The sequence below is a fragment of the Gluconobacter frateurii genome (genome assembly GCF_002723955.1).
Lineage (GTDB): Bacteria > Pseudomonadota > Alphaproteobacteria > Acetobacterales > Acetobacteraceae > Gluconobacter > Gluconobacter frateurii.
Window position 1 is genome coordinate 1 of record NZ_BEWN01000005.1, and the last position, 24,588, is coordinate 24,588.

Annotated in this window: 27 protein-coding genes and 1 other RNA gene; 17 read left to right on the plus strand and 11 right to left on the minus strand. The window is 56.8% G+C overall.

The window, feature by feature from the left end; translation table 11 throughout:
* Positions 1-113 precede the first annotated feature (113 nt).
* The 5 genes from GFR01_RS12745 to GFR01_RS12765 all read right to left on the minus strand — a co-directional run bounded on the left by GFR01_RS12745 (position 114) and on the right by GFR01_RS12765 (position 2,323).
* Positions 114-929: a TIGR00282 family metallophosphoesterase gene (locus GFR01_RS12745; protein WP_010501862.1), complete on the minus strand. Its 816-nt coding sequence runs from the start codon at positions 927-929 to the stop codon at positions 114-116.
* A 3-nt stretch (positions 930-932) separates the two neighbouring features.
* Entirely contained in the window at positions 933-1,514 is a 582-nt protein-coding gene (locus GFR01_RS12750) for a 5-formyltetrahydrofolate cyclo-ligase (protein ID WP_099182787.1), read from the minus strand.
* Positions 1,501-1,657, minus strand: a non-coding RNA gene (gene ssrS / locus GFR01_RS12755) — 6S RNA. The genes GFR01_RS12750 and ssrS overlap by 14 nt, the downstream gene beginning before the upstream one ends.
* Positions 1,658-1,705: 48 nt before the next feature.
* Entirely contained in the window at positions 1,706-2,050 is a 345-nt protein-coding gene (locus tag GFR01_RS12760; protein WP_007284667.1) for a cell division protein ZapA, read from the minus strand.
* Between the two features lie 3 nt (positions 2,051-2,053).
* A complete protein-coding gene (locus GFR01_RS12765) occupies positions 2,054-2,323 on the minus strand; it encodes a hypothetical protein (RefSeq protein WP_099182788.1) in 270 nt (89 codons plus the stop codon).
* Here GFR01_RS12765 and GFR01_RS12770 point away from each other — a divergent pair.
* Both GFR01_RS12770 and GFR01_RS12775 read left to right on the plus strand, forming a co-directional pair.
* Complete coding sequence (locus GFR01_RS12770; protein WP_244902293.1) at positions 2,309-2,716, plus strand: hypothetical protein; 408 nt, start codon at positions 2,309-2,311, stop codon at positions 2,714-2,716. The two genes, GFR01_RS12765 and GFR01_RS12770, sit on opposite strands and share 15 nt — an antisense overlap.
* Before the next feature lie 32 nt (positions 2,717-2,748).
* Positions 2,749-3,327, plus strand: a complete 579-nt coding sequence (locus tag GFR01_RS12775) for a thiamine phosphate synthase (RefSeq protein ID WP_099182790.1) — start codon at positions 2,749-2,751, stop codon at positions 3,325-3,327.
* A gap of 18 nt (positions 3,328-3,345) precedes the next feature.
* Here the strand turns inward: GFR01_RS12775 and GFR01_RS12780 are convergent, their stop codons facing one another.
* From GFR01_RS12780 to epmA, 3 genes are all read right to left on the minus strand, one after another.
* A complete protein-coding gene (locus tag GFR01_RS12780) occupies positions 3,346-4,077 on the minus strand; it encodes a fasciclin domain-containing protein (protein WP_099182791.1) in 732 nt (243 codons plus the stop codon).
* A 56-nt stretch (positions 4,078-4,133) separates the two neighbouring features.
* Complete coding sequence (locus GFR01_RS12785; protein WP_099182792.1) at positions 4,134-4,556, minus strand: hypothetical protein; 423 nt, start codon at positions 4,554-4,556, stop codon at positions 4,134-4,136.
* Positions 4,557-4,654: 98 nt separating this feature from the next.
* Positions 4,655-5,659 (minus strand): EF-P lysine aminoacylase EpmA, encoded by a 1,005-nt coding sequence (gene epmA / locus GFR01_RS12790; RefSeq protein WP_167384268.1) that lies wholly within the window; start codon positions 5,657-5,659, stop codon positions 4,655-4,657.
* A 51-nt stretch (positions 5,660-5,710) separates the two neighbouring features.
* Here epmA and GFR01_RS12795 point away from each other — a divergent pair, with 51 nt between their 5' ends.
* On the plus strand, positions 5,711-6,757 hold the full coding sequence (locus tag GFR01_RS12795; RefSeq protein ID WP_099182794.1) for a lysine-2,3-aminomutase-like protein: 1,047 nt from the start codon (positions 5,711-5,713) through the stop codon (positions 6,755-6,757).
* 50 nt (positions 6,758-6,807) lie between these two features.
* Here the strand turns inward: GFR01_RS12795 and GFR01_RS12800 are convergent, their stop codons facing one another.
* On the minus strand, positions 6,808-7,122 hold the full coding sequence (locus tag GFR01_RS12800) for a carboxymuconolactone decarboxylase family protein (RefSeq protein ID WP_099182795.1): 315 nt from the start codon (positions 7,120-7,122) through the stop codon (positions 6,808-6,810).
* Positions 7,123-7,336: 214 nt separating this feature from the next.
* On the opposite strand from GFR01_RS12800, the gene efp reads away from it, so the two are divergent.
* The 10 genes from efp to GFR01_RS12855 all read left to right on the plus strand — a co-directional run bounded on the left by efp (position 7,337) and on the right by GFR01_RS12855 (position 19,989).
* Positions 7,337-7,903 carry an elongation factor P gene (gene efp / locus GFR01_RS12805; protein ID WP_023942929.1) on the plus strand — a complete coding sequence of 189 codons (567 nt, stop codon included), beginning with the start codon at positions 7,337-7,339 and terminating at the stop codon, positions 7,901-7,903.
* A gap of 2 nt (positions 7,904-7,905) precedes the next feature.
* Positions 7,906-8,733 (plus strand): inositol monophosphatase family protein, encoded by an 828-nt coding sequence (locus GFR01_RS12810; RefSeq protein WP_063905401.1) that lies wholly within the window; start codon positions 7,906-7,908, stop codon positions 8,731-8,733.
* A gap of 59 nt (positions 8,734-8,792) precedes the next feature.
* The gene (locus GFR01_RS12815; protein ID WP_174694714.1) at positions 8,793-9,539 is read left to right on the plus strand and encodes an OmpA family protein; all 747 of its coding nucleotides are present in this window, start codon (positions 8,793-8,795) and stop codon (positions 9,537-9,539) included.
* A gap of 17 nt (positions 9,540-9,556) precedes the next feature.
* On the plus strand, positions 9,557-10,705 hold the full coding sequence (locus GFR01_RS12820; RefSeq protein ID WP_063905400.1) for a hypothetical protein: 1,149 nt from the start codon (positions 9,557-9,559) through the stop codon (positions 10,703-10,705).
* A gap of 3 nt (positions 10,706-10,708) precedes the next feature.
* Positions 10,709-11,710, plus strand: a complete 1,002-nt coding sequence (locus tag GFR01_RS12825) for a peptidoglycan -binding protein (protein ID WP_099182796.1) — start codon at positions 10,709-10,711, stop codon at positions 11,708-11,710.
* A gap of 84 nt (positions 11,711-11,794) precedes the next feature.
* On the plus strand, positions 11,795-13,597 hold the full coding sequence (gene lepA / locus GFR01_RS12830) for a translation elongation factor 4 (RefSeq protein WP_063905437.1): 1,803 nt from the start codon (positions 11,795-11,797) through the stop codon (positions 13,595-13,597).
* Positions 13,598-13,606: 9 nt separating this feature from the next.
* The gene (locus tag GFR01_RS12835; RefSeq protein WP_099182797.1) at positions 13,607-15,031 is read left to right on the plus strand and encodes a glycosyltransferase family 2 protein; all 1,425 of its coding nucleotides are present in this window, start codon (positions 13,607-13,609) and stop codon (positions 15,029-15,031) included.
* A 595-nt stretch (positions 15,032-15,626) separates the two neighbouring features.
* Positions 15,627-17,741, plus strand: coding sequence for an AsmA family protein (locus GFR01_RS12845; RefSeq protein WP_099182798.1), 2,115 nt, complete (start codon positions 15,627-15,629; stop codon positions 17,739-17,741).
* An 83-nt stretch (positions 17,742-17,824) separates the two neighbouring features.
* Complete coding sequence (locus tag GFR01_RS12850; protein ID WP_063905396.1) at positions 17,825-19,156, plus strand: NCS2 family permease; 1,332 nt, start codon at positions 17,825-17,827, stop codon at positions 19,154-19,156.
* 50 nt (positions 19,157-19,206) lie between these two features.
* Positions 19,207-19,989 carry a hypothetical protein gene (locus tag GFR01_RS12855; protein WP_099182799.1) on the plus strand — a complete coding sequence of 261 codons (783 nt, stop codon included), beginning with the start codon at positions 19,207-19,209 and terminating at the stop codon, positions 19,987-19,989.
* Positions 19,990-20,120: 131 nt separating this feature from the next.
* Here the strand turns inward: GFR01_RS12855 and GFR01_RS12860 are convergent, their stop codons facing one another.
* Positions 20,121-20,600, minus strand: coding sequence for a hypothetical protein (locus GFR01_RS12860; RefSeq protein WP_099182800.1), 480 nt, complete (start codon positions 20,598-20,600; stop codon positions 20,121-20,123).
* 12 nt (positions 20,601-20,612) lie between these two features.
* On the minus strand, positions 20,613-20,945 hold the full coding sequence (locus GFR01_RS12865) for a hypothetical protein (protein ID WP_224777762.1): 333 nt from the start codon (positions 20,943-20,945) through the stop codon (positions 20,613-20,615).
* 150 nt (positions 20,946-21,095) lie between these two features.
* Here GFR01_RS12865 and GFR01_RS12870 point away from each other — a divergent pair, with 150 nt between their 5' ends.
* The 4 genes from GFR01_RS12870 (at position 21,096) to dxs (ending at position 24,588) form a co-directional block, all read left to right on the plus strand.
* The gene (locus tag GFR01_RS12870; RefSeq protein ID WP_063905393.1) at positions 21,096-21,350 is read left to right on the plus strand and encodes a sulfurtransferase TusA family protein; all 255 of its coding nucleotides are present in this window, start codon (positions 21,096-21,098) and stop codon (positions 21,348-21,350) included.
* Positions 21,351-21,447: 97 nt separating this feature from the next.
* Positions 21,448-21,699 carry an exodeoxyribonuclease VII small subunit gene (locus GFR01_RS12875; RefSeq protein ID WP_046901294.1) on the plus strand — a complete coding sequence of 84 codons (252 nt, stop codon included), beginning with the start codon at positions 21,448-21,450 and terminating at the stop codon, positions 21,697-21,699.
* A complete protein-coding gene (locus tag GFR01_RS12880; RefSeq protein WP_063905392.1) occupies positions 21,696-22,601 on the plus strand; it encodes a polyprenyl synthetase family protein in 906 nt (301 codons plus the stop codon). Before GFR01_RS12875 ends, GFR01_RS12880 begins: the two co-directional genes overlap by 4 nt.
* 4 nt (positions 22,602-22,605) lie before the next feature.
* On the plus strand, positions 22,606-24,588 hold the full coding sequence (gene dxs / locus GFR01_RS12885; protein WP_099182801.1) for a 1-deoxy-D-xylulose-5-phosphate synthase: 1,983 nt from the start codon (positions 22,606-22,608) through the stop codon (positions 24,586-24,588).

Genomic DNA, 24,588 nt, shown 5'->3' on the forward strand with positions numbered 1-24,588 from the left:
GAAACAGAAGCAGAAAACCGGGGAAAAATTGAGAAATCCACGTTTTGCACCCTTTTAGAGCCCTGAAAAAACTTCCTTTTCCTGCATTTTTTCTTAAAAATCTTTGTTCCCACTCAGAAATCCGGCCAGTTAGGCGCCAGATGCCCCCCCATTCTTAAGGGAGCGACTTTTGTCGCCAGTCCGGTGGCATCATTTGTTTCCACCAACAGACCGCAGACTGTCGCCTCCCCTTCCGCTGGCTGCGGGCGCTCTCCGGGAATTTTCCGGACCAGCTTGTGGAGAGCTGCTTCCTTTCCCATCCCGATCACGCTGTCGTAGTCGCCGCACATCCCGGCATCCGTCTGATACGCAGTACCTTTTGGCAGAATACGGTGATCAGCCGTTGGAACATGTGTGTGCGTCCCAACAACAAGAGACACCCGACCATCAAAATACTGACCAAAGCCCATTTTCTCACTCGTGGCTTCAGCATGGATATCGATGATGATCGCGTTAACCGTCATCCCGAGGCGATGCCGCGAAAGAAGCTCACTCACAACGCGGAACGGGTCATCCAGCGGGTCCATGAAGATACGCCCCATCACATTGATGACGAGCGCACGGCGTCCCCGTTCAAGATCGATAATATAACTCCCCTGCCCCGGTGTCCCGGCGGGATAATTGATCGGCCTAACAATGTTCGGCATCTGATTGATATGCCCGATCATGTCCCGGCGATCCCATGCATGATTCCCTAGTGTGATCACATCCACACCGGCAGACATAAGACTTCTGGCAATATCCGGAGACAGACCATAACCGTGTGAAGCGTTCTCACCATTCACGACCACAAGATCCAGAGCCAGCTTTTTGCGCCACTCCGGCAAATTGCGGGTAATCGCCTCACGTCCGCTACGACCTACAACGTCACCCAGAAACAGAAATCTCAACAGTCAGCCTTTCGAGTTATGGAAACCTGTCTCGATCGTCTCTTTCTCAGTGACGATGACAGACAATGGAATATCGTATGGTCCTGCAGGGAGAGCTTCCATTTCCTGAATGGAAAACCCGTAGCCAATCGCAGGCACTTTTAACTTGGCAAGAGTGCGGTCGTAGTAACCGCCACCGTAGCCCAGCCGGTAGCCGGCCCGGTCAAATGCCAGAAATGGAACCAGGACAAGGTCAGGAATGATCACCGCCCCCTCCGGGTAAGACGTACCAAAGCGGCCCTCGCACATAGGAACGCCCTCTTTCCATTCCCGAAAGATGAGCGGATGCCCTTTAGGGGGCGTTTCCGGAAGTCCTATACGGAGACCTGCCTTCAACAGTTGAAAGCAAAGGGGCCTAAGGTCGATTTCTCCAGGCAATGGCCAGACAGCCGCAATAACGGAAGCACTCTGAGCTTCTATGACATTATGCAGGCGACGCAGAAGGTCTGCTTCCATGTCTCTGGACATCGCACCTCTCCGTTCGGCCATCTGCCGACGGAGTTCTTTTTTCTGAAGATCGAGAGGAGAAATATGTGGAGCCGCCAAAGCCGTTGGTCTTTTCAGCCCTCCTAGACCTGCAAGTGCAGGTGGGCACCGGTTAACGTGACCAGGGCCACGACAGAGCCAGTTCCCGTAGGAATGCTTATCGGCCCGGGGGTTGATTTGCCTGACGTACCAGGCAGCTCCGAATTACATATTAGACAGTGCAGGAAGATATTCAACGGCAATCGCAAAAATCACTCGGAAGTTTCGAGTGCACCTGCCAGTTCTTCAGCCCGCTGCGCCAGTTGAGCCAGCCGTTCCTGACGGGCTTCCGCAATACGCAGCGCTGCTTTGGCTTCCTCAACCGTTGCGAGCATATCATCCGGAAGAGGCCGGCGCTTGAGTTCGAAGATCTCATCCGCCATCAGCAACGCCGCCATCATGAGCGTTTTGGACTCACTGGCAGCACCACCCAGTGTCCGGGCACGTTGCAGCCAGCTTTCGACCTGTCGTGCCATCGCATACAGATGATGTTCTTCACCGTCCTGACAGCCGACACTGTATACATATCCGTTCAGACGGATGGAGACCTGCGCCATGGGTTATTCCCCTTTCCGCTCAAGAATGCCGCGGATACGAACACAGAGCGCGTCGATGTTGGCAGCAATTTCAGGAAGGTCAGGGGCAGAACGGGCTTCACGCTCACGCTCCTCGCGGGCGCGGGCCTGCTGTTGCATCGCACTGGCAATCCGCACCATTGCTTCCTCAAGACGATCAATAGTCTTATCGTCCTGCAGATATCCTGCCTGCTCGCTCAAAATGCGTTCTTCCCGTTCCTGCCATGACGTGCCGATGAAATGACCGACACACATCCTACTGGACTGTTTCTTCAGGAAAGACCTGAACCCCTCATCAGGTCAAGCACCTCTCAGTCTTTGACGAAGCCGGTCTTTGTCATTTCCTGTCAGTCTGACATGACAAACCTGAAGGAACGCCACCCTCGCCCGTTCCTTGCGATGTCACCGATGGCAGCCGGGAACAGTTTTGGAGTCCCTTGGTGGCTACAGGTCGTCGGGGACGGGCGTTCAGCATCCATTCTGGATTGCGGGGCTTCTGCCGCACTAGCTCGCATCGCACTTCTTGCTGGAATCGGATGGGTCATCTGCAAAGCTTCCCCTCGGCAACTGACAGCCCTCTATTCGGATGCGTCCTATAGACGACGTATTCTTACGAACGCGCCACAAGTCACCCCTTGGCCCCGCTAGCCTGAACCTTCTGAATCTGCGACACTCAACCCATGATACCCTGCGACCTTTACCCCGTCCTGCCAACCAGCTTTGAGGCGACAGCCCTGTTTGACGCCCTGCCTGCGCTTCTGGCGCATCCAGAAGTCACAGCTCTACGCCTTCCAACAAAGCACAATCTGGACAAAGCGCAGTTTTCCAGACTGCTGGCTCTTCTGCATGACAACGATGTTGCCCTGATGCTTGATGTGCCGGACGAGAGCTCCACTCTTTCCGCCGATCTTCTGAAAGTCGCTGATGGGTTGCATGCGCCTTCAGCAGACACCCTGCCAATCCTTCGCAAGCTCGCAGGCGAAGATATCCAGATTGGATGCCTGTGCCACAGCCGCGACGAAGCCATGCTGGCTGGAGAAAGCGGAGCCGATTACATTGCCTTCGCTGTAGAACACGCAGACATGATCCGGTGGTGGACGTCTGTCATGGAGCTGCCTGCCGTGGCGGAAAATATTCAGACAGCGGATGAAGCCGCCGCTGCAACAACGGCTTCTGCGGACTTTCTTGCCATACCGCTCAAGCTCGACGGAACGGACGAGACGCTGTTCTCCAGCCTTCTCGCCAGACTTCAGGGCTGATCGAGCCTCCCTGTTTCCTCAGTGGGAAACGGGGATCAGGGCATCCTGCGTGAAATACAGAACCCCGTTGGATTGTGGGAAAGACTGACCCCAGAGACGCGTTGTCTGACCTGCGGGGTTATTCAGCAGAATAGCACCCGTCTGTGGTTCGATGTGAACACTCAGAATATCCCCATAAAGCGTTTTCAGACCAATTCCCTGCCCATGACGGCGAGCAATGGTCTTGCGGATAGTCTTCTCATCCCAACGACCCGAAACAATCGTATATCCCAGAATATGGGTAAGCTGTCCGCGCATCGAAGGCGCCATCAAACCACCAGGCCAACGACTGGAAAGATTTTCCATTGCTTCATTGGGAATGGCGAACACCGTAATGGGGCCGGGTCCCGTAATCCATGGAACAAGCCCGACCGCCCGAAGGGCAGCCATATAGTCTGCAAGCTCGACAGAAGCGCCGATATTCTCATCCAAAGGACGGTCATCAAAGGATGGCGTAGCGAGCCGATGATAGGCAACCGGCGTGCTGGGTTCGTTGTTCTTGGGCTCGACGAACGCTTTGGCAACGGTATCAGGCATGTAAGACATGGACGTTCTGGCGGGCGTCTCGAAACTGTCCTGATAATTGTGCGACCAGTCTGTCCCGTGACAGCCAGCGAGAGTAAGCCCCAGCAGAAGACTTCCTCCCAGCTTCAGACCCGAAGTCCTGGACTTGCCACTGAGAATAGAAGGAAATCCGAATCGCACCTGCATGTCTTGGTCACACCGTCTTACTGAAGATGGTGTGACCATAGCCCAGGAAAACGATTTCAGCACCCATCCCCGCGCATGGTCCATCCGACGACATGACCACTGACGAGTTCGAAAGTCGTCTGACAGCTGGTGTTGTAATAGGTGGATGGGAATCCACCGCCCCAGCCACCACCCCAACCGCCGGGTCCGCCCCAGCCGCCACCCCAGCCACCGCCCCAGCCAGGTCCACCCCAGCCGCCGCCCCAGCCACCCCAACCCCAGCCGCCACCGCCGGAATACTGGGTCTCGTTTTCGATATAGGCGAGGAAGGAATGACCTTCAGTCTGGTAGCTGCGGGTTGGCACACCAAACTGACGAACAACGTCTACTTCTGATTTTCCGACCATGCCGTCGAGAACCTGCCGCTGCTGGAGGGTAGGCACCTCACAGGCAGACAGAGCCAGAAGTGCGACGACGGAAAGCAGTTTTGCCTTTTTCATTTTCTTTGTCCCCGGCTGGATAAGCAGCGCAGATATAATCCTCAGTGCGATGTTCTAACCCGTTTGGCATAAGAAACGGATTAAAACTCCTGCAAGTTTCAAAACGACTGGCCCAACCACAAAATGTCACGGATCGTCGGGGCCCCTGTCGCAAGGAGAACGAGACGATCAAACCCCAGCGCAATACCGGAACATGATGGCATATCTGGCAAGGCCGTCAAAAAAGCTTCATCAAGCGGCCAGTCCTGATCGGGGGAAAACTCCAAACGCTTCTGACGATCTGCCTCAAAGCGCTGGCGCTGTTCCACAGGGTCCGTCAGTTCCTCGAAGGCGTTCGCCAGTTCTATGCCACCAATATAAAGTTCGAACCGCAAAGCCGCCCGCGCATCTGAAGGATCTTTGCGGGCAAGAGCCGCCTGTTCTGCAGGCCAGTGCGTCAGGAAAGTCGGTCGTTCACGCCCGATCACTGGCTCGATACGCTCAAGAAGCAGGCGGAAAAAGAGATCTTCCCAGTTTTCTCCATCTCGTAGAACGGCGTTCGCCTGATGGGCAAGTGCTTCGGCATTCCCGGCCGTTTTCAGCAGATCTGCCCCTACGTAACGCGCAAAAGCGTCCTGCATCGTCAGGCGCTCAAAAGGTTCCGTTATCGGGATTAGGATACCATCACGGTAAACCTGACCCGGCAGGAGCGCGCGCACGAAATCCTCGGTTTCATCCATCAATGCGTCAAGATTAGCGCCCGGCGCATACCATTCCAGCATCGTAAATTCGGGCACATGCGTCGCACTGGCTTCCCCATTCCTCCACACCCGCGCGAGCTGGAAGATGGGCAGACCTGTCGCCGAGACAATCCGCTTCATGGCAAATTCGGGACTGGTATGCAGGAAACGCGCCTCACGCGAGCCATCGGCATGCTCCAGTTCAGTCCGAAAACACCGCAGGTGAACTTCTTCTCCGGGAACAGGCACAGCATAAGGTGTGTCGACATCCAGATATCCCCGATCATCGAAGAATTTCCGTGTGGCCTGCACCATCTGTGCCCGGCGACGCAGAAGCGGGAGACGTTCGGCAATCCTGTCCGGATCGGAGGAAGAATGGGTCATCGGAGCGAGTTCCTGTTGCAACACACGGCCAGCCAGCGTTAGAGCCACCACATGCACGATACGGTCAAGACCTCTCCAAAGCGGCGCGTCCTGCGTACGCCGTCCGATCTGATTCAGGCCGGCCTCGCCCCGGAAGCCGAGCGCAGCACGCTGGACGCGGTCGCCAGTCAGTTCGCAACGGCGATTCCGCCTGCGTTTCAGGCCCTGATCGAACAGCCGGATGATCCGATCGGCAGACAGGTCATCCCGGATGAACGAGAGCTCTCCACACAGCCTTACGAAACCCTTGATCCGATCGGAGACGATGCGCTCTCTCCCATCAAGGGAATTGTGCACCGTTATGAAGATCGTGCGCTGCTCAAACCCCTGCTGATCTGCCCTCTCTATTGCCGTTTCTGTTTTCGGCGGGAGCATGTTGGCCCGGATGGTGGATTGTTGAGCGACACCGAGCTTGAGCTGGCCCTGGACTGGGTCAGAACCCACCCCTCGATCCGCGAAATCATTCTGACAGGTGGCGACCCGCTCATGCTGGCACCCAGGCGGCTGAAACATATCGTTCAGTCGCTATCGGCTATTCCACATATTGAGACGATCCGTATTCACTCGCGCGTCCCGGTAGCCGACCCCGCCCGCATCACGCCGGAACTCCTGGATGCCATGGAAACCGACCGCGCCATGTGGGTTGTCGCGCACATCAATCACGCCCGGGAAATGACGGCCGAGGCCCGCACTGCCATTCGATCCATTCTTGGACGGGCGATACCCGTCCTGTCCCAGTCCGTTCTGCTGCGCGGCGTAAACGATACGGAAGAATCTCTTGAAGCGCTGCTTCGGGCGTTGGTGACGGCACGGGTCAAACCCTATTACCTGCATCATCTGGATGCAGCTCCCGGCACCAGTCATTTCCATGTCCCCGTTGAAGAAGGACGGGCCCTGCTCGCCCGTCTGCGTGGGCGGGTTACCGGCCTAGCTTGGCCCACTTATGTCCTCGACATTCCGGGGGGCAAAGGAAAAGTGCCGCTTGGGCCGGACTACCTGGTGACGGGGAGTGATGGAAAAGTTCGCTCCCCGAAGGGAGAAATTGCGTCCTTTACATAAGGCCCGCGTCAGAACCGGACGGCATGTAACTCCGTCCGGTCCAAGACTCTTTAACCTTCGGTCTTCGGGAACAGGTGCGTGGCGTGTGTGACAGCTCCGCCCGCACGGATTGCCGCAGCTACGAGAGCAATTTCTGCAAGCTGGGCATCCGTCGCCCCCGCATCCCGTGCTGCCTTGCCATGCAGTTCAATACAGTAAGGGCATTGTGTCGTCAGAGCGACGGCCACGGCAGCAAGCTGTTTGGTCAAAGCGCTGACGGTCCCGTCTTCAAATGCGGCACGGTCAAACTTCCAGAACGCATCCATGCCTTCGCTGGCATTGGCTTCCAGATGTGGAATACGGGAAAGATTCTTCATGTCGTACATAGAGGGAGCCTCCAGTTGCATACCCCGTCTGCACGACAGGGCCAGGCCAGTACCATGAACGCGTCCAGGACGTGCCCCAAGAGGGCAACACTTCACACTTTCCTGAGCCATTCCGTTCAATGAAGCCGCCTTGCGCCTTGCCGACCTCCCCCCTGCGGCGCTAGAAGCCCACAAGACGTGATAAAACCCCACCATTGCAGGGTCAGGACACACCATGAAGCAACAAGCCAACCTTATCCGCGCTGGCCAGGTCATCGAGCATGATGGCCGCCGCTGGACGGTTCTCAAGCAGCAGATCATCACCCCGGGTAAGGGTGGCGCCTTCATTCAGGTCGAAATGCGCGACCTGAACACCGGCAACAAGACCAACGAGCGCTGGAGAACGGCTGACAGCGTCGAGCGTCTGATGACGGAAGACAAGGACTACACCTATTCCTACATGGACGGTGACAACGTCGTCCTGATGGACCCGGAAACCTTTGAGCAGCTGATTCTGCCCCAGGACATTTTTGGCGACCAGTTCGCGTTTCTTCAGGACAACATGCCTCTGAACGTGAAGCTTGTTGAGGGCGACCCGGTTGGCGTTGAACTGCCGCCGCACGTCACGCTCGAAATCACGGAAGCTGATCCGGTCGTAAAGGGCCAGACAGCCTCCTCGTCATACAAGCCTGCTGTCCTGTCCAACGGCGTCAAGACGATGGTTCCTCCTTTCATTGAAGCTGGCGAGCGCATCGTTGTCCGTACGGATGATGCGTCTTACGTCGAGCGCGCCAAGGACTGATCATGCGTCTTTCCCCGCACATGGCCGTCATGCAGAACGCAGCGCAGAAGGCAGCCCGCCGTCTGCTCCGCGATTTTGCAGAGGTCGAGCAGCTTCAGGTCAGCATCAAGGGTCCGGGAGACTTCGTGTCCCAGGCCGACCTGCGTGCAGAAACCATCATCCGCGAAGAACTCGCCCGCGCACGTCCAGGCTATGCCTTCCTCATGGAAGAAACAGGCTCTTCGGGCGGGGATAACTGGACGTGGCGCTGGATCGTCGATCCGCTGGACGGCACGACGAACTTCCTGCACGGCATTCCGCACTGGGCCATTTCCATTGGTCTCCAGCGCCGTCTGCCGGATGGGAGCGTCGAGCTGGTCAGTGGTCTGGTCTACAACCCGGCCGCCAACGAGATGTTCTGGGCCGAAAAAGGTATAGGTGCCTTTTTGAACGAGCGTCGTCTCCGCGTGTCCGCACGTCGGAACATGCAGGAAGCCGTATTCGCCACGGGTATTCCGTTCGCCAAGGTTCCCAGCAGCAAGCGTATGCCGTTCGCACGCGTTCTGGGTGCGCTCATGCCGCAGGTCGCGGGGATCCGTCGCTTCGGCGCCGCAGCCCTTGATCTCGCATGGGTCGCTGCTGGCCGTTACGAAGGCTACTGGGAATTCGGCATCAAGCCGTGGGATTGTGCTGCTGGCCTCCTGATCGTGCGTGAAGCCGGCGGCCATGCCACCGATCCGGACGGCAAGGAGCTTCATGACCTTGATGACGACGTCAACGTCGTGGCTGGCAACGCCCAGCTTCATGGCACCCTGCGCACCATCGTCCACGAAGCCCTGAACCGGGAGTAAGCAGAAGTCGCTCCCGCCCCATTGCGGGAGGATGGACCGCTCGGTTAGGATCACGCCATATGTACAGGCCGATCCTAACCTCCCTCTCAGTGGCGGCCGCTCTGGCCTGCCTTCAGCCCTCCGGGGCACATGCTCAGGTCTCCAGCAATCTGGATGATCTGCCTCAGGGCAAACCGGTCGCCGTTACAAAGCCGGCTACCCCTTCCCGCCCCGCGCATCACGCTGCAGCGGCTCCCCAGACATCCAAAGCATCTGCCACGAATGCTCCTGCCTCTTCGGTGAAGGCATCTGGACCTGCGAAGGCGACCGTGCCCGGCGTTCCGCCAGCACCCCCGCCACCCGTTGTGCTGCCACCTCCGTTCGTTCCCATTCAGACACATGCCCCCGTACCCCCTGCAGACATCAAGCCGGTTGCGGATGCCAAAACGCGTACGGAAGCCCTTGAAGGCGGCGGGATGCGCGTTCTTTTCGCGCCGGAAAGTTCTGATCTGAACGATGAGAGCCTGAAATCCGTCGAGGCCTACGCAAACACCCTCAAGGATCAGCCGGAAAAACGCGTCATCCTGACGGCCTATGCGACGCTGCCGGGCGATGACATTTCGATGCCACGTCGCATTTCCCTTGCACGCGTGCTGGCAATACGCTCCATTTTCATCAAGGCAGGCGTCGCGACCACCCGTCTCTATCCGCGCGCCATGGGACGTCCTGACAAGAACGACACCAGTCCGGCTGACCGTCTGGATATCGTGACCGAGAGCAATCCCCAGCCTTCCGAATCCGCAACCCCGGCAAGCGGCACGCCATAAGCCAGGAAAGACCCGCCGTGACCCGTCCCACTACATTCCTTCTGCGTATGGGCATCTTCATTGTCGTCGTTGCACTTCTTGCAGCGTCGATGGCGAAGACCCTCCTGAATGCCTTTAATGCGAACCCCAAGCTGGATGCCGTTATTCTGGGCGTTCTGATTTTGGGAATTATCTGGAACCTGAGAGTCGTGCAGCGACTCATGCCAGAAGTTCAGTGGGTGGAGCTGCTTCGCCAACCCCGGACGGGTCTCGGCACGCCCAATCCGCCGAAACTGCTTGCCCCAATGGCAAGCATGCTGGCCGCCCGCAGCCGCACGGACCGGCTGACACTCTCCACCCAGACAACACAGGCCATGCTGGATAGTCTGTCGTCCCGTCTGGATGAGAGCCGCGAAATTTCGCGCTACATGACACAGCTGCTGATTTTCCTTGGTCTTCTGGGAACATTCTACGGCCTGCTGCTGACCGTCAGTTCCATCGCCTCCGTCATCGGTGGCATGTCCGCTGGCAATGGCGATCTGGATGCGATGTTCAACCAGCTTAAAACGGGTCTGGCCGGTCCGCTTGCTGGTATGTCCACGGCGTTTTCTGGTTCAATGTTCGGCCTTGCTGGCGCACTGGTTCTCGGTTTTCTGGATCTGACTGCTGGTCAGGCACAGACACGGTTCTTCAATGAGCTTGAAGAATGGCTCGCCGGTCTGACCCGCGTGAGTGGCGGGACGAGTATCGACAGCGATGGCGCGCCCATTCCGGCATATGTTCAGGCGCTCCTTGAGCAGACGGCTGAAAATCTGGAAACACTTCAGAATGCCGTCTCCCGCAGTGAAGAAGGTCGTGTTCGTGAAGTGCAGCTTCTGGACAGCTTGCAGGAACGTCTTCGTGGCATGACCGAACTGCTGAAAGCCAACCAGCAGATCATGGCGCGGACGGCAGAAACCAACGCAGCACTCGTGCCGCTTCTGCGTCAGATGGGCGAGGAAGGTCAGCCGGGCTCGCAGGGCACGCCCTTGCTGCGCATTGAGAGCCACCTTTCCCGCCTCGTGGAAGAACTGCATCAAGGCCGTGCTCAGACCGTTGGCGAGATCCGCAACGATCTTCGGGTTCTGGCGCGGACCATCGCAGCAGCTTCAGGCAGCACGACTGGCACTTCCAGCAGGCAGGACTGACCCATGGCCCGGCGCAGACGCGGACCCAATAACGCCCTGGATGCGTGGCCCGGCTATGTAGACGCCCTGTCCACGCTGCTGATGGTCGTAACTTTCGTTCTGCTGGTTTTTGTTGTGGGACAGCAGTTCCTGTCCGTCTCCCTGATGCGGCGCGAACACACGCTGGATGCCCTTCAGAAGCAGTTGGCCGAGCTGTCGCATATGCTCTCCATGACGGAGGACAAGAACAAATCCCTGAATGCGACCGTCGCCAGCCTGGCCAACGACAAGCAGAAGAATGAAGACCAACTGAAGGCCCTGGCCGGACAAATGGCCCTGCTGAATGGTCAACTTCAGTCCAAGGATCAGGCACTCGCATCAGCGGACAGCACCAGTCAGCAGCAGAACAGCAAGATCTCGGACCTTCAGGCACAGATCGAGGAACTGACGCGCCAGCTTCAGGCCATCAGTAATGCTCTCGATATCGAGAAAAAGAACGAAACCGCAAAAGACGCCCAGATTCAGGATCTTGGTAACAAGCTGAACATCGCCCTCGCGGACAAGGTGAACCAGCTCAAACGCTATCGTTCGGAATTCTTTGGCCGTCTGCGGGATATTCTGAAGAACCAGAAAGGCGTGAATGTTGTCGGAGACCGTTTTGTCTTCCAGTCCGAAATCCTGTTTCCTCAGGGAAGCGCCGATCTGACCGCAGAGGGTAAGAAGGAAATTACGACGCTGGCCAAGACATTCAAGCAGGTTTCCTCAACCATCCCGACGGATATTCCGTGGATTCTGCGCATTGATGGCCATGCTGACAGACAGCCGATCCACAGTGCTTTTCCAAGCAACTGGGAACTGTCGTCCGAGCGTGCCATTACGGTCGTGAAGCTCCTGGTCTCGGAAGGGATCGACCCCCGCCATCTGGCTGCTACCGGCTTTGCTGACTACCAGCCGCTTGACGCGGCCAACACTCCAGCGGCATACGCCCGCAACCGCAGGATCGAGTTCCGTCTGACGGATCGCTGATCCCTTTTGACCTGCCTTTGGAAAAAGGCAGGTTTCCCCGCAGGTCTGCTGACATTCCTGCCAGAATCCCGTATGTAACCTGCCATGACCGACACCCCGCTCTCCCTCATCCGCAATTTCTCGATCATCGCGCATATCGACCATGGCAAGTCCACGCTTGCCGACCGGCTGATTCAGGCCTGTGGCGCACTTACCGAGCGTGAGATGAAAGCCCAGGTCCTCGATTCGATGGAGCTGGAGCAGGAACGCGGCATCACCATCAAGGCGCAGACCGTGCGCCTCACTTACCCGGCCAAGGATGGCAAGGTTTACGTCCTGAACCTCATGGACACTCCGGGCCATGTCGACTTCGCCTATGAAGTCAGTCGCTCGCTGGCAGCCTGCGAAGGCTCTCTGCTGGTTGTGGATGCCTCGCAAGGCGTGGAAGCGCAGACGCTGGCCAACGTCTATCAGGCTATCGACGCCAACCACGAAATCGTTCCTGTCCTGAACAAGATTGACCTTCCGGCAGCAGAGCCGGAACGAGTCCGGGCACAGATCGAAGAAGTCATCGGCATCCCTGCCGATGACGCCGTGGAAATCAGCGCCAAGACCGGCATCAATATCGAAGGCGTACTGGAAGCTCTTGTCGAGCGCCTTCCGGCACCGAAGGGTGACCGCGATGCGCCTCTGCAGGCCCTGCTGGTTGATAGCTGGTACGACCCGTATCTCGGAGTCATCATCCTGATCCGTGTCATGAATGGCACCGTCAAGCGGGGTGACCGTATTCGCATGATGCAGGCTGGATCGACCTATCACGTCGATCAGGTCGGTGTGTTCCTGCCGCGCATGACGAATGTTGATGAGCTTGGCCCGGGCGAGATGGGCTTCATCAATGCCGCAATCAAAACCGTGGCAGACGTTGCCGTTGGCGACACCATTACCCTCGACCGCAAGCCGGCAGAAAAGACCCTTCCTGGCTTCAAGCCTTCCATCCCAGTGGTGTGGTGTGGCCTTTTCCCGATTGATGCGGACGATTTCGAGAAGTTGCGTGACAGCCTCGGGAAACTGCGCCTGAATGACGCATCATTCCACTTTGAAGCCGAAAGCTCTGCGGCTCTTGGCTTCGGTTTCCGATGTGGCTTCCTTGGACTGCTGCACCTGGAAATCATTCAGGAGCGTCTGTCCCGCGAGTTCAATCTGGATCTGATCGCCACCGCGCCGTCCGTCGTCTATCGCATGACGCTGACGAACGGCACGAAGGAAGAGCTCCACAACCCGGCCGACATGCCGGATCCGGCCCTGATCGAAACCATTGAAGAGCCTTGGATAAAGGCAACAATCATGGTGCAGGACGAATATCTGGGGTCCGTACTCACGCTCTGCTCAGAGCGTCGCGGTATTCAGGTCGATCTCACCTATGTCGGCAATCGCGCCATGGCTGTTTATCGTCTGCCGCTGAACGAAGTGGTGTTTGATTTCTACGATCGTCTGAAGTCCCTCACCCGTGGTTATGCGTCATTTGATTATCAGGTCGATGGGTACGAAGAGAGCGATCTCGTTCGTATCTCCATTCTCGTGAACCATGAGCCGGTCGATGCACTGGCGTTTGTGGCGCACCGTACAGTCGCCGAAACCCGTGGTCGTGCAATCTGCGGCAAGCTTAAGGATCTGATTCCGAAGCAGCTCTTCAAAATCGCCATTCAGGCCGCCATCGGTTCCAAGGTGATTGCGCGTGAGACCATTGGCGCCTTGTCCAAGGACGTGACTGCAAAGTGCTACGGTGGTGACATCTCCCGTAAGCGCAAGTTGCTGGACAAGCAGAAAGAGGGCAAGAAACGGATGCGACAGTTTGGTAAGGTCGAAATTCCACAAAGCGCCTTCCTTGCCGCACTTAAAATGGATTGATCCTGCCTTATGTTAAAAACAGCCGCTGTTCTGTTCGTCCATAATGAGGTCGACAACATTGGCTGGTGGATCAGTCATCACAGAGCGATTGGTTTTTCGACACTGATCATCTGTGATGACCATTCTACGGATGGCACATGGACTGTTCTTTCCAGTGCAGCATCTTTTCATGACATTCGTCTTCATCGTTCAAATACTGAATTTCCCAATCGCCTGGCACGCCAGACCGCTTTTCAGGAAGAGGTGTTCAGTAAAGGTAAAAGCGAATTCGACTGGATGATGATTCTGGCTGCAGATGAATATCTGCATCTTGAGACCGACTCATCTCTCGAAAACTTCCTTCTACCCCTTAAAGAGGATGCTCAACCTATCCATTGGTGTCTCTTTGGCGCCAATGGACAGGATGTACCCTCCCCTTTTTCTCCTACCCAGACATTCACCCGACATGCGTCTCTGGAAACAGCAGATCACCGCGTCACCCGAACCCTTGTCCGACCTGATCGACATAATGGGCATCTTCCTGACCCATTTTCCCGACTAATGGACGCCCCGGATTGGTCCCGGGCCAGAATTCTTCATTACGCTGCGGGAGATCGGCACAGCTTTCTGCAAGGTCAATCGAGCGCGACACCTGAAGAGGCCTGGAGTCATTTCAATCGCAATGACGTACTCGACATGTCTGCCCAGCGATGGCTCCCGCAGACGCGCCGGTTTGCAGCTTCCATGGTTCAGGCCGGTCTCATAGATCTTTACTGGCAGCTTCGGCAGGCCGTAATCCGCAATAATGAAGACGTCTTTACGAGATTAGGACTGAGTTCTTCCGTGCTCTTTGAAAATCAGGATTTCTCTTTTCCTGATTTCAGGTTCTATGCTTTCGGCCAAGGGCCTCAGCTGGCACTGGATCTGGAAAACGAAGAGCTCGTGACAGTCGAGACGAATGCGTTCGACACTCCACGTTATGTCCGTTTGCTTCTCATAATCGACACAAACACCCCAGCCCCACATCCCGCTTATCTCGTAACCGAGCGTCTCTGTTCAGTAGCTTGCTTGAACATAGAAGATTCTCCGTGTCTGCTACCGACCGTCCCCCTGCAACTGGATCCTGAAAGACGCCTTATACTGTCTCCGCTGACGGGCAAAAAAGTGGCCCTTCAAACAGCTGACGACACGCTGATGAAACATGAGCCCTCAGCAGAGCTTTCCAGCCGCGTTGCAGCGTTGAAGCTACTCTCTCAGGGCGACCATTCGCTGGCCGCACTTCTGCGTGGCATTGAGAGACTACCCACTCCGGATGCCACAGCGTTAGGCTGCGCTATTGCAATGCTTCCTTATGAAGAAGCCAGCCGGCTGTCTGACGCATTTCCCGGCCTTGTCCCCCTCAATGTTCGGCCGGCCCCTGACAGCCGCTGCTCTGCGGAAGAGATCAAACGTTGAGGTTACACCGTCCATGACTGACTGACCGTAATTTCCGTCAGAATTTTCCAGACGGTCCCTTAGAATTTGCAGGAAGGCAGGCCATCCACCTTTTTCGTGTCCTGCGGAAAGATAGGCACGAGGCAGACCCTCCCCCACCTGTGCAGAGAGCATTTTACTTCCCAGGCGCGACCCTTCCAGAACATACAGAGCCCCCAGCGCGGCACCAGATCCTGATGGTGACTGCCAGTCTAATGGCTCCGGAAGACCGTACCCCAGTTCCATCAGGTCACTTTGGAGATGTTCTGTTCGTCCTCTCCAGTGAGGCAACTCATGTTCGCCCTCCAACCAGTCCTCGACCTGAGGCAAAACACGCCCGTGAGCCTGAAGGAATGCCCCATAGGATGCCACATCTGACAGGTTAAACCGGGAATAGGCCTTGTCGACCTGCTCATGAATCGTACGACTGACTTCGCGCAGCGCTATCAGAGGGTCATCTTCACGCATTTTCATACTCTTCTTCCGTGGGAGCGAAACTGGCCCGGCTGCAAATCGTATTCATACCAATGCAGTCATATTTCCAATCCTGCCAGACTTTTCATAATGTGGAATTGCAATCGTGAGTGAAACACCTTCGTCCCCCGGATCGGCTGATCGCCGTCGACATCCCGTCCTCAAAGTGATCGGGGGTCTCTTCGGAGCTCTGGCCGTAGGCATCATCGTTCTCGTAATGATCTGGCAGTGGGACTGGTTCGTGCCACTCATCAATCGAAAAGCCTCTGCGGCACTCCATCGGCCGGTCAGCATCGCTCATCTGCATGTGTCGCCTGGACTGAGAACCAGCGTAACGGTCGATGATCTGAAGATTTCCCAACCTGAAGGATTTGAAAAGGAAAATGCAGATTTCGCATCTGCAAAGTCCCTGACAGTCAAAGTGGATGTCTGGCGCTATCTGACCGGACGCGGACTCTTCATTCCGGTCATTCGGGTGGACACGCCAAAGGGGGACATCGTTTCCCGGATGAACGGCCAGAACAACTACACGTTCGACGACGGGGCTGAGAAGAAAGAAACACCATCGACGTCCAAGCCCACGACATTACCGGACATCGGCGAGATCGATATTCAAAGGGCAGATATCCGACTGGCCCTCGCACAGTTGAAAACGGACATGCATGTTCTGGTCCACACAACGCCCCCGCAAAACGACGCGAAAGGCAATGTTGTCGTGGATCTAAAGGGGCGTTACGCTCAGGCACAGATCAATGGTCATATTGTCGGTGGAGCCCTGCTATCCCTGACGAAACCTGCGGAGCCATACCCGATTGATGGCCGCATCGAGAATGGCCCGACTTACGTCACCCTGAAGGGGACGGTTGATGATCCGATGCATTTCAAGGGCACAAAACTGGCCCTTCATTTCGCAGGCCCGGACATGTCACTGCTTTACGGGCTGACCGGCGTCCCTATCCCGCATACGCCTGCCTATAGCATCACCGGCAATCTCGGCTATTCCGAGAGCGCTATCCGTTTCCAGAAATTTGAAGGCAGGATGGGCTCCTCCGATATCGGCGGCGACATCAACGTTAATCCACATCTCAAACCGCCTTTCGTCGAAGCGGCGCTACATTCCCATTCGGTCGATCTGGCCGATCTGGGAGGTTTCGTTGGGGCCAAAACCGGTGAAGCGAAAAAGACCGCTCCACCCAGCCGGAGTGTTTTGCCTGACCAGAAAATCAACGTCCCGAAGCTAAATGCCGTCAATGCGCATGTGACCTATCATGGTGATCATATCCGCAACAAGGATTGGCCACTGGACAACATCGATACCGAATTCGAAGTCAAGGATGGTGCGATTGACCTGAAGCATCTGAGCTTTGCCACTGGTTCGGGCAAGATCAGCGCAACAGCTACCCTACAGCCCACAAAAAACGAGCAGTTCCGAACGAAATTCCGCTTCGACGTATCCCGTCTACCTCTTTCACGGATCATGAAGGCAACAGATACATTCAAAGGCGAAGGCACGATCGGGGGGCACGCAACCCTCACCTCTACAGGCAATTCCGTTGCAACTCTCGTGGCGAACGGCGATGGCGGAACAACGCTTGTGCTTGATCGCGGAGGGGACGTAACGGCATTGTTGCCAGATCTCCTTGGCCTCAAACTCGGTTCTGCCATCCTGTCCGCACTCGGGATCCCGGATCGGTCAAAACTCGAATGCCTGGTGGCTGACATGCCGTTGGATAACGGCATCCTGAAAACGAAATCCCTGCTTCTTCAGACTGAAACGACCCGCACCACCGGAACGGGAACCGTGAATTTCCATAATGATACGCTCGATTACGCGGTCACAACCCGTGCGACGCATCCGCAGATCCTGTCCTTGCCGGGTGCAGTTCATATCTTCGGACCACTTAACAGCCCGAATATCATGCCGGGCGCAGAACTGATTGGTCGTGTTGCTGCATCGGTCGGGCTGGGCGTACTGTTCCCCCCCGCGGCTCTGATCCCGACCATTCAGCTTGGTGTCGGTGAAGGATCCGCGTGTGAAAATGCTGTTCGCGAAGCCAATACCAACCCGGCTGCGGGCATTGCGCCCGGCGGGACGACTGGCAACGGCGCCAGCAGTGTTCCTCATTCTGAGAAACAGGGAGCTTCCAGCACCCGAGGAAAGAAAATGACACCGGCACAGATCCGAAAAGCATGGACACAGAAATCGAACCCGAAATGAAAAAACATCAACACCCCATGGCGGAATGAGCATTTTTCACTATAGCTGGGCGAAATGTTCATTCCCGCCGGAGTGCCTGATCGTTGCTGTCCACACTCGACCGCTGGTTTCATATTTCCGCCCGCGGCTCCACCGTACCCCGTGAGATCGTCGCTGGCCTGACGGTCTTTGGGGCCATGGCCTATATCGTTGCGGTCAATCCTTCCATTCTGTCTGCGGCAGGACTGGACCGGCACGATATGGTCATGACGACCATCGCCGGCGCGGTCGCTGGCACATTGCTAATGGCACTCTGGGCGCGCCTGCCTATTGCGCTGGCGCCCGCCATGAGCAGCAACGTGCTGTTTGCACAGGTTGTAGTTCAGCAGGCACATGTCAGCCCACGCACAGCCTTTACTGTCGTCCTGTTCAGCGGCCTCTGCTTCACAGCGCTCTCGCTCAGCCAGATCAGACAGCGCATCATTCGTGGTTTTCCACCCTCAATTGTGCTGGGTATCCAGGTCGCTCTCGGTGCTTTCATTGCCCGTATTGGCCTGACAACGGGCGGTATCGCGGTGCCTACTGCGCAGGGTCTGACTTTCGGTTCCCTGAGCGATCCATCAGTCCTCCTGAGTCTGGCCGGGGTGCTTCTCTGTGCGGTTCTGGTCGTCCTGCGTGTTCCAGCCGGGCTGCTTCTCGCGATTTCGACCCTTACGGTTGCGGGCCTCTTCATCCATACGGACAAGGGTACGATCACAACCCTGCCTGCCCATGCTGTGGACTGGCCGCATTATCCCACCAATCTCTTCCTGCCTTTTGATTTTACTGGTTTCTTTTCCCATCTTGGGCTGCTCATCCCCATCACGCTCTACTTTCTGATCAGCGATTTCTTCGATGCAACGGCTACCATGATGAGCGTGGCTCATCGTGCGGGGCTGGATGGAACACCGGAGAAGCCAGCACTGGATCATCGCGCTTTTGCTTCTGATGGTGCTGCCAGCATCATTGGTGCGAGCCTCGGGACCTGTACAGTTTCGGCATATGTGGAAAGTCTGGCCGGTGTGGAAGCCGGTGGCCGTACAGGGCTGAGCGCCCTGGTTGTGGCGCTGCTGTTCGCTGCCTCGTCCGTTTTTTGGCCCTTGATTACCGCCATTCCGGCAATCGCAACAGCGCCTGTTCTGGTTCTGGTCGGGCTGAATATGCTCGGCAGCCTACATCGCGTAGCAGACAATCCGTCCGACGCCATTCCGCCCTTAACGATGCTGCTCATCGCAGGTGTGACCGGCAACTTCATGCTCAGCCTGTCCTGTGGTTTGCTTCTTTATACCGGACTGGCTCTCGCCCTTCGGGACTTCAAACGCCTGACGCCAATCGTTCTAGGGCTTGATGCCGCATTTCTTTTTTACATGGTTCTCCAGAGCCATATGGGCGGGTAAGGCCTTTTACCGTCCCGATTTAAGTCTTTCTTAAGAAGGGCTGACCCAACATGCACAGCATGAGTGCCAGCCCCCATATTTTTATCGCGACGCCCTGCTTCGGCGGATCTGTCACGCAATCCTACATGCAGTCCATCATCGGCTGCATGGCGGAAGCTTCTTCACAAAATATCCGCCTGACGCTGTCTATGCTGGGAAGTGACGCACTGATCACCAGAGCCAGAAACACGCTCCTGCATCAGTTCATCACCATGACGGATGCGAGCCACTTGCTCTTTATTGATAGCGATATCGGTTTTTCATTCTCCGATGTGCAAGCCCTCCTTGACGCTGACAAATCCGTTATCGGAGGAGCGTACCCGCTCAAATCCCATTACTGGGATAAGAACACAGATCGCTTTCTCTCATCTGGTGAACCACCAGAAACCGCCAGCCTCCGTTATGTTGGAGACTGTGCGGCTCTATATAGTGGGAGTACGCGACCGCATGTTGCTCAGGTCTCATATGTCGGAACGGGGTTCCTGTTACTGAAACGCGCGACCATTCAACGCATGATGGCTGCTTACCCGGACAGCCGCTATCGACGCATCGATGTTCAACAGAGTGGAGACGTAGCCGCACTTTCCGATGAACAAAAAGATGCCTTTGCGCTGTTCGACTGCATGATTGACCCAGAAACCCGGACCTATCTTTCAGAAGATTATGCCTTCTGCCGCCGATGGATTGATATCGGTGGAACAGTCTGGCTGCATCGTGGCCTGACGCTCTCACATACTGGGCCTGCGACCTTTTGTGGAAATCCTGCAAACCGGATATTGCCACTTGTTAAATAATTATGGAAACCAATTGAAATAAAACTCTTATTAGGGGCTTACGCCACTATTCCGTCATAATAAGGCGGTTTAAGATAAAACCTGCGGTGTCGGGAGCGTGATGCATACAGGTCCCCGGCATCGCTCATTTTTTATGCCTGCAATGCCGCCTTGAAAAAGATGACATTCGCCGCGGAATCAGCGGCTCCCAGCACCGTATTGTAGTGCACCTTGTGATAACGGCTCAGGGCATACGGGTTACTTGCAACCGGCAAAGCATCTTTGACCCGATAAAACCGAATACGAGCCATCGCACAGGCATAACGCAGGTTTGTGACCATCTGCGCGCTTCGTGGTAGGTCAGGGGCGAGCATATCCTCCAGAATACCACCAAGACGTTTTCCTACCGGGAAACGAAGAAAATTGTCCCAGCAGTCATCATGCGTTGCAGGCTCCATCTGCCAGAGGCCCAAAGCAGGCCCTCCGCCAATCTGCTTCAGATACGTGCCTCGGCTTTCCGCAAGAGCCGTTCCGGTTAGGAGGTTAACTGCTGAACTTCCCCCGAGTCCGAGGCCAGTCAGTGTTGGTTCAACCACAAGATGTTTGAGTTGACCGACATCAAGTCCATTCATGATGCCCCTCCCTCAATGCGTGCTTAAAGAGAGGGCAAAATGCACCATCCCTGTGCCTAGAATGGATGTCGCGAGCGTCACGAGAGCTGTCAGCACTGCTCGTCCACCGATCAGACGATCCAGTTTTCCATTCACAATCCTGTTACCGTCATCCATCTTGGTCTCAAGAGATTTCATTTGATCCCGAAGAGAACTGATCTCCTGGCGCATTTCCGTCCGCAGTTGTTCATACCGGTCTGAGAGTCCCCCAGCCACGGTTTCCAGCCGTAAAACCCGGTCTTCCAGAACGCGCAACGTGTACGCACGACGCTCATTTCCCTCAGAAGCCGACGGGCTCTCGCACATCTGCTTTTCCATACATCCCCCCAAAAACAGAAAAAGCGCCCCGAAGGACGCTTTATGGCATTAAGCCACAAATATAGAAAAACACTCACATTTCAGCAATGGGAAATCGATCCCTTGGCCCGCGGGCGATCGCGAGGCATAACGAACGTCATGACATTACCTCCGACGGAGACCCTGCTGGACCTGCGCGGTCTTGCCTGCCCCATGCCTGTTCTCAAGGCAAACCGTGCGCTCCGCGACATGGCGCCTGGCGCGCGCCTTCGCATTCTTGCAACGGATCGCGCCTCAGTGGCGGATTTCCAGTCCTATTGTCGTGAAACAGGACATGCACTCGTCGCCTTTACAGAGAGTGCTGGTGTTCTTTCTTTTGTCATTCGCAGGCGTGCAGAAACGCAACCTTCCTGAGGAAACTCCCCCGTTCCCGCGCACAGGGCTGGCAAAAGCTGTCATCTGGCTGTAATCCCTCGCTACCTTGTTTCCAAAACATGTCCTGAGGCTTTCCATGCCCGAACCTATTGATGCCATGTCTTTCGAAGATGCTCTCTCCGAGCTGGAGCGGATCGTCCGTGGCCTTGAGGGCGGACAGATGAAGCTTGAAGACGCCATTTCAGCCTATGAACGCGGTGCTGCCCTGCGCAAACACTGCGATGCAAAGCTGGGAGAGGCCGAAATGCGTGTGCGCGCCATCGTGCAGAACGATGACGGCAGCACAGGCACGGAGCCTCTTGCCGATACCGGAGAGACCGGCCGATGAGTGCCACCACCACGTCCACCTCCCTTAAGGAGGCTCTCGCCCACGCCTGTACGGACATTGAAGCGACAATCGACGCTCTGCTCCCCATGGTGCCGGGTGACGAATCTGTTCTTCTGGAAGCCATGCGCTATGCCTCTCTTGGCGGCGGCAAACGTCTGCGCGGCTTTCTCGCCGTAGAAGTTGCCTCCCTGTTCGGAGCAGACCGTCAAGCCGCCCTGCGCGTTGCAGCATCTGTCGAAATGCTGCACGCCTACTCACTGGTGCACGACGATCTCCCGTCCATGGACGACGACGATCTGCGCCGTGGACAACCCTCCACGCACCGCCAGTTTGACGAAGCCATCGCCATTCTCGCAGGCGATGCCCTCCAGACGCGTGCGTTCGAAATCCTTGTCGAACCTGAAACCAGCCCGGACGCAACGATCCGCGCCAATCTGGCTCTCGCTTTGGCCCGCGCTTCAGGTGCAGCAGGGATGGTCGGCGGTCAGGTCGTGGATATTCGCGGTGAAGGCCGCGCTTTGCCGCTAAACGACGTCCGTCGCCTTCATGCTTTGAAGACAGGCGCCCTGATCCGATACGCAGCCGAGTCTGGTGCCATTCTGGCTGGCGTGACCGATGAACGTCGTGACGCCATCGTCGCTTACGGCCGTGATCTTGGAACGGCTTTTCAGGTCGCTGACGATGTTCTGGACACGACCGCAAGTGCCGAAGAACTCGGCAAGACTGCTGGCAAGGATGAAGCCAGCGGCAAATCAACCTATGTCTCCCTGCTTGGCATTGACGGAGCCCGCGCCGAGGCCCGCCGCCTGAGCGATCAGGCCCGGGAGGCCCTTTCATCTTTCGGCGCACAGGCCGCAGCCCTCAGGGCTCTTGCAGACTACGTCGTCGAGCGCAGGAACTGATTTTATGAGCAACCCGTCTTCCACGATCCCTACCTACGGCCGCTATCCGGTTCTGGACCGCGTGACCCTGCCGTCAGACATGCGGAATCTTTCTGTCGATCAGCTCAAGCAGCTTGCCGACGAACTGCGCTCCGAAACGGTTGACGCCGTTTCCACCACTGGCGGCCATCTTGGCGCCTCCCTTGGTGTCGTCGAACTGACCGTTGCACTGCACGCTGTGTTCAACACGCCTGATGATCGCATCATCTGGGACGTCGGCCACCAGGCTTACCCGCACAAGATCCTGACGGGCCGCCGTGATCGCATTCGCACCCTGCGTCAGCCGGAAGGTCTGTCCGGCTTTACCCGCCGTGCGGAAAGCGAATACGACCCGTTCGGTGCAGCGCATTCATCCACCTCCATTTCCGCCGGCCTTGGCATGGCTGTGGCGCATCACCTGCGTGCGGAAGAAGATCCGAGCTACCATGAGCGCAATGTGATTGCGGTCATTGGTGACGGCTCCATTTCCGCGGGCATGGCCTACGAAGCCATGAACAACGCCGCCGTTGCAGGCCCCGGCGCAAACCGGCTGATCGTGGTGCTGAACGACAATGAAATGTCGATTGCACCCCCAGTCGGTTCAATGTCGAACTATCTGTCCCGCCTGATGTCCTCGCGCCAGTTCTTCGGTCTGCGGGATCTGGCTGGCAAGGTCGCCAAGCGCCTGCCGGGCAAGATCGAGCGTACGGCCAAGCGCGCCGAGGAATATGCCCGCGGCATGATCACCGGCGGCACGCTGTTCGAGGAACTCGGCTTCTATTACGTCGGCCCGGTCGATGGCCACGATATGACGCAGCTCGTCCCCATCCTGCGCAACCTGCGTGATGCTGACGATCAGGGCCCGATCCTGCTCCACATCATCACCGAAAAGGGGCGCGGCTATAAACCAGCCGAAGCTGCTGGCGACAAGTACCATGCTGTCAGCAAGTTCAATGTCGTCACGGGCGAGCAGAAGAAGGCTCCAGCCGGTCCGCCAAGCTATACTTCCGTTTTCAGCCGCGAACTTATGCGTCGCGCAAAGACGGACGACAAGCTCGTCACCGTTACCGCCGCAATGCCGTCCGGTACGGGGCTAACGGCATTTGCCAAGGCCTATCCGGACCGCTTCTTTGACGTTGGCATCGCAGAGCAGCATGCCGTCACCTTTGCAGCAGGTATCGCTTCGGAAGGTCTGCGTCCTTTCTGCGCGATCTACTCGACCTTCCTGCAGCGTGCCTATGATCAGGTTGTGCATGACGTCGCCCTGCAGAACCTGCCAGTTCGCTTCGCGATTGACCGCGCTGGTCTCGTAGGTGCTGACGGCGCAACCCATGCCGGTTCGTTCGACCTGAATTATCTGTGCTGCCTGCCCAACATGGTTGTCATGGCGCCGTCCGATGAAATCGAACTGCTGCATGCCACCGCCACAGCCTGTGAATACGATGCTGGCCCGATCGCCTTCCGCTATCCACGTGGCAGCGGCATCGGTCTGGATCTGCCGGAAAAGGGTGAAGTTCAGGAAATCGGCAAGGGTCGCATCGTTCGCGAATCCCGTCAGGCTCCCGGCACACGCTCTGGCGTGGCAATCCTGTCACTTGGCACGCGCTTGCACGAGTCTTTGCGTGCTGCTGATCAGCTTGCTGCCCAGGGCGTCTCCGTCACAGTGGCAGACGCACGTTTCGCAAAGCCGATCGACACCAAGCTGGTTGATGATCTGGTCGCGCAGCATGAAGTGCTCATCACGCTGGAAGAAGGCGCAATCGGCGGCTTCAGCAGCCTGGTCGTTCAGCACCTCGCCGAGACAGGCAAGCTGGACACGGTGAAATTCCGTCCCATGGCACTTCCGGACAAATACATCGACCACAACAACCCCGACGTTCAGTACGACGAAGCTGGCCTGACGGCTCCGCACATTGTCCGGACTGCCGCCGCAGCACTGGGCGTTGAAGTCGCTCAGCAGTCAGCCTGA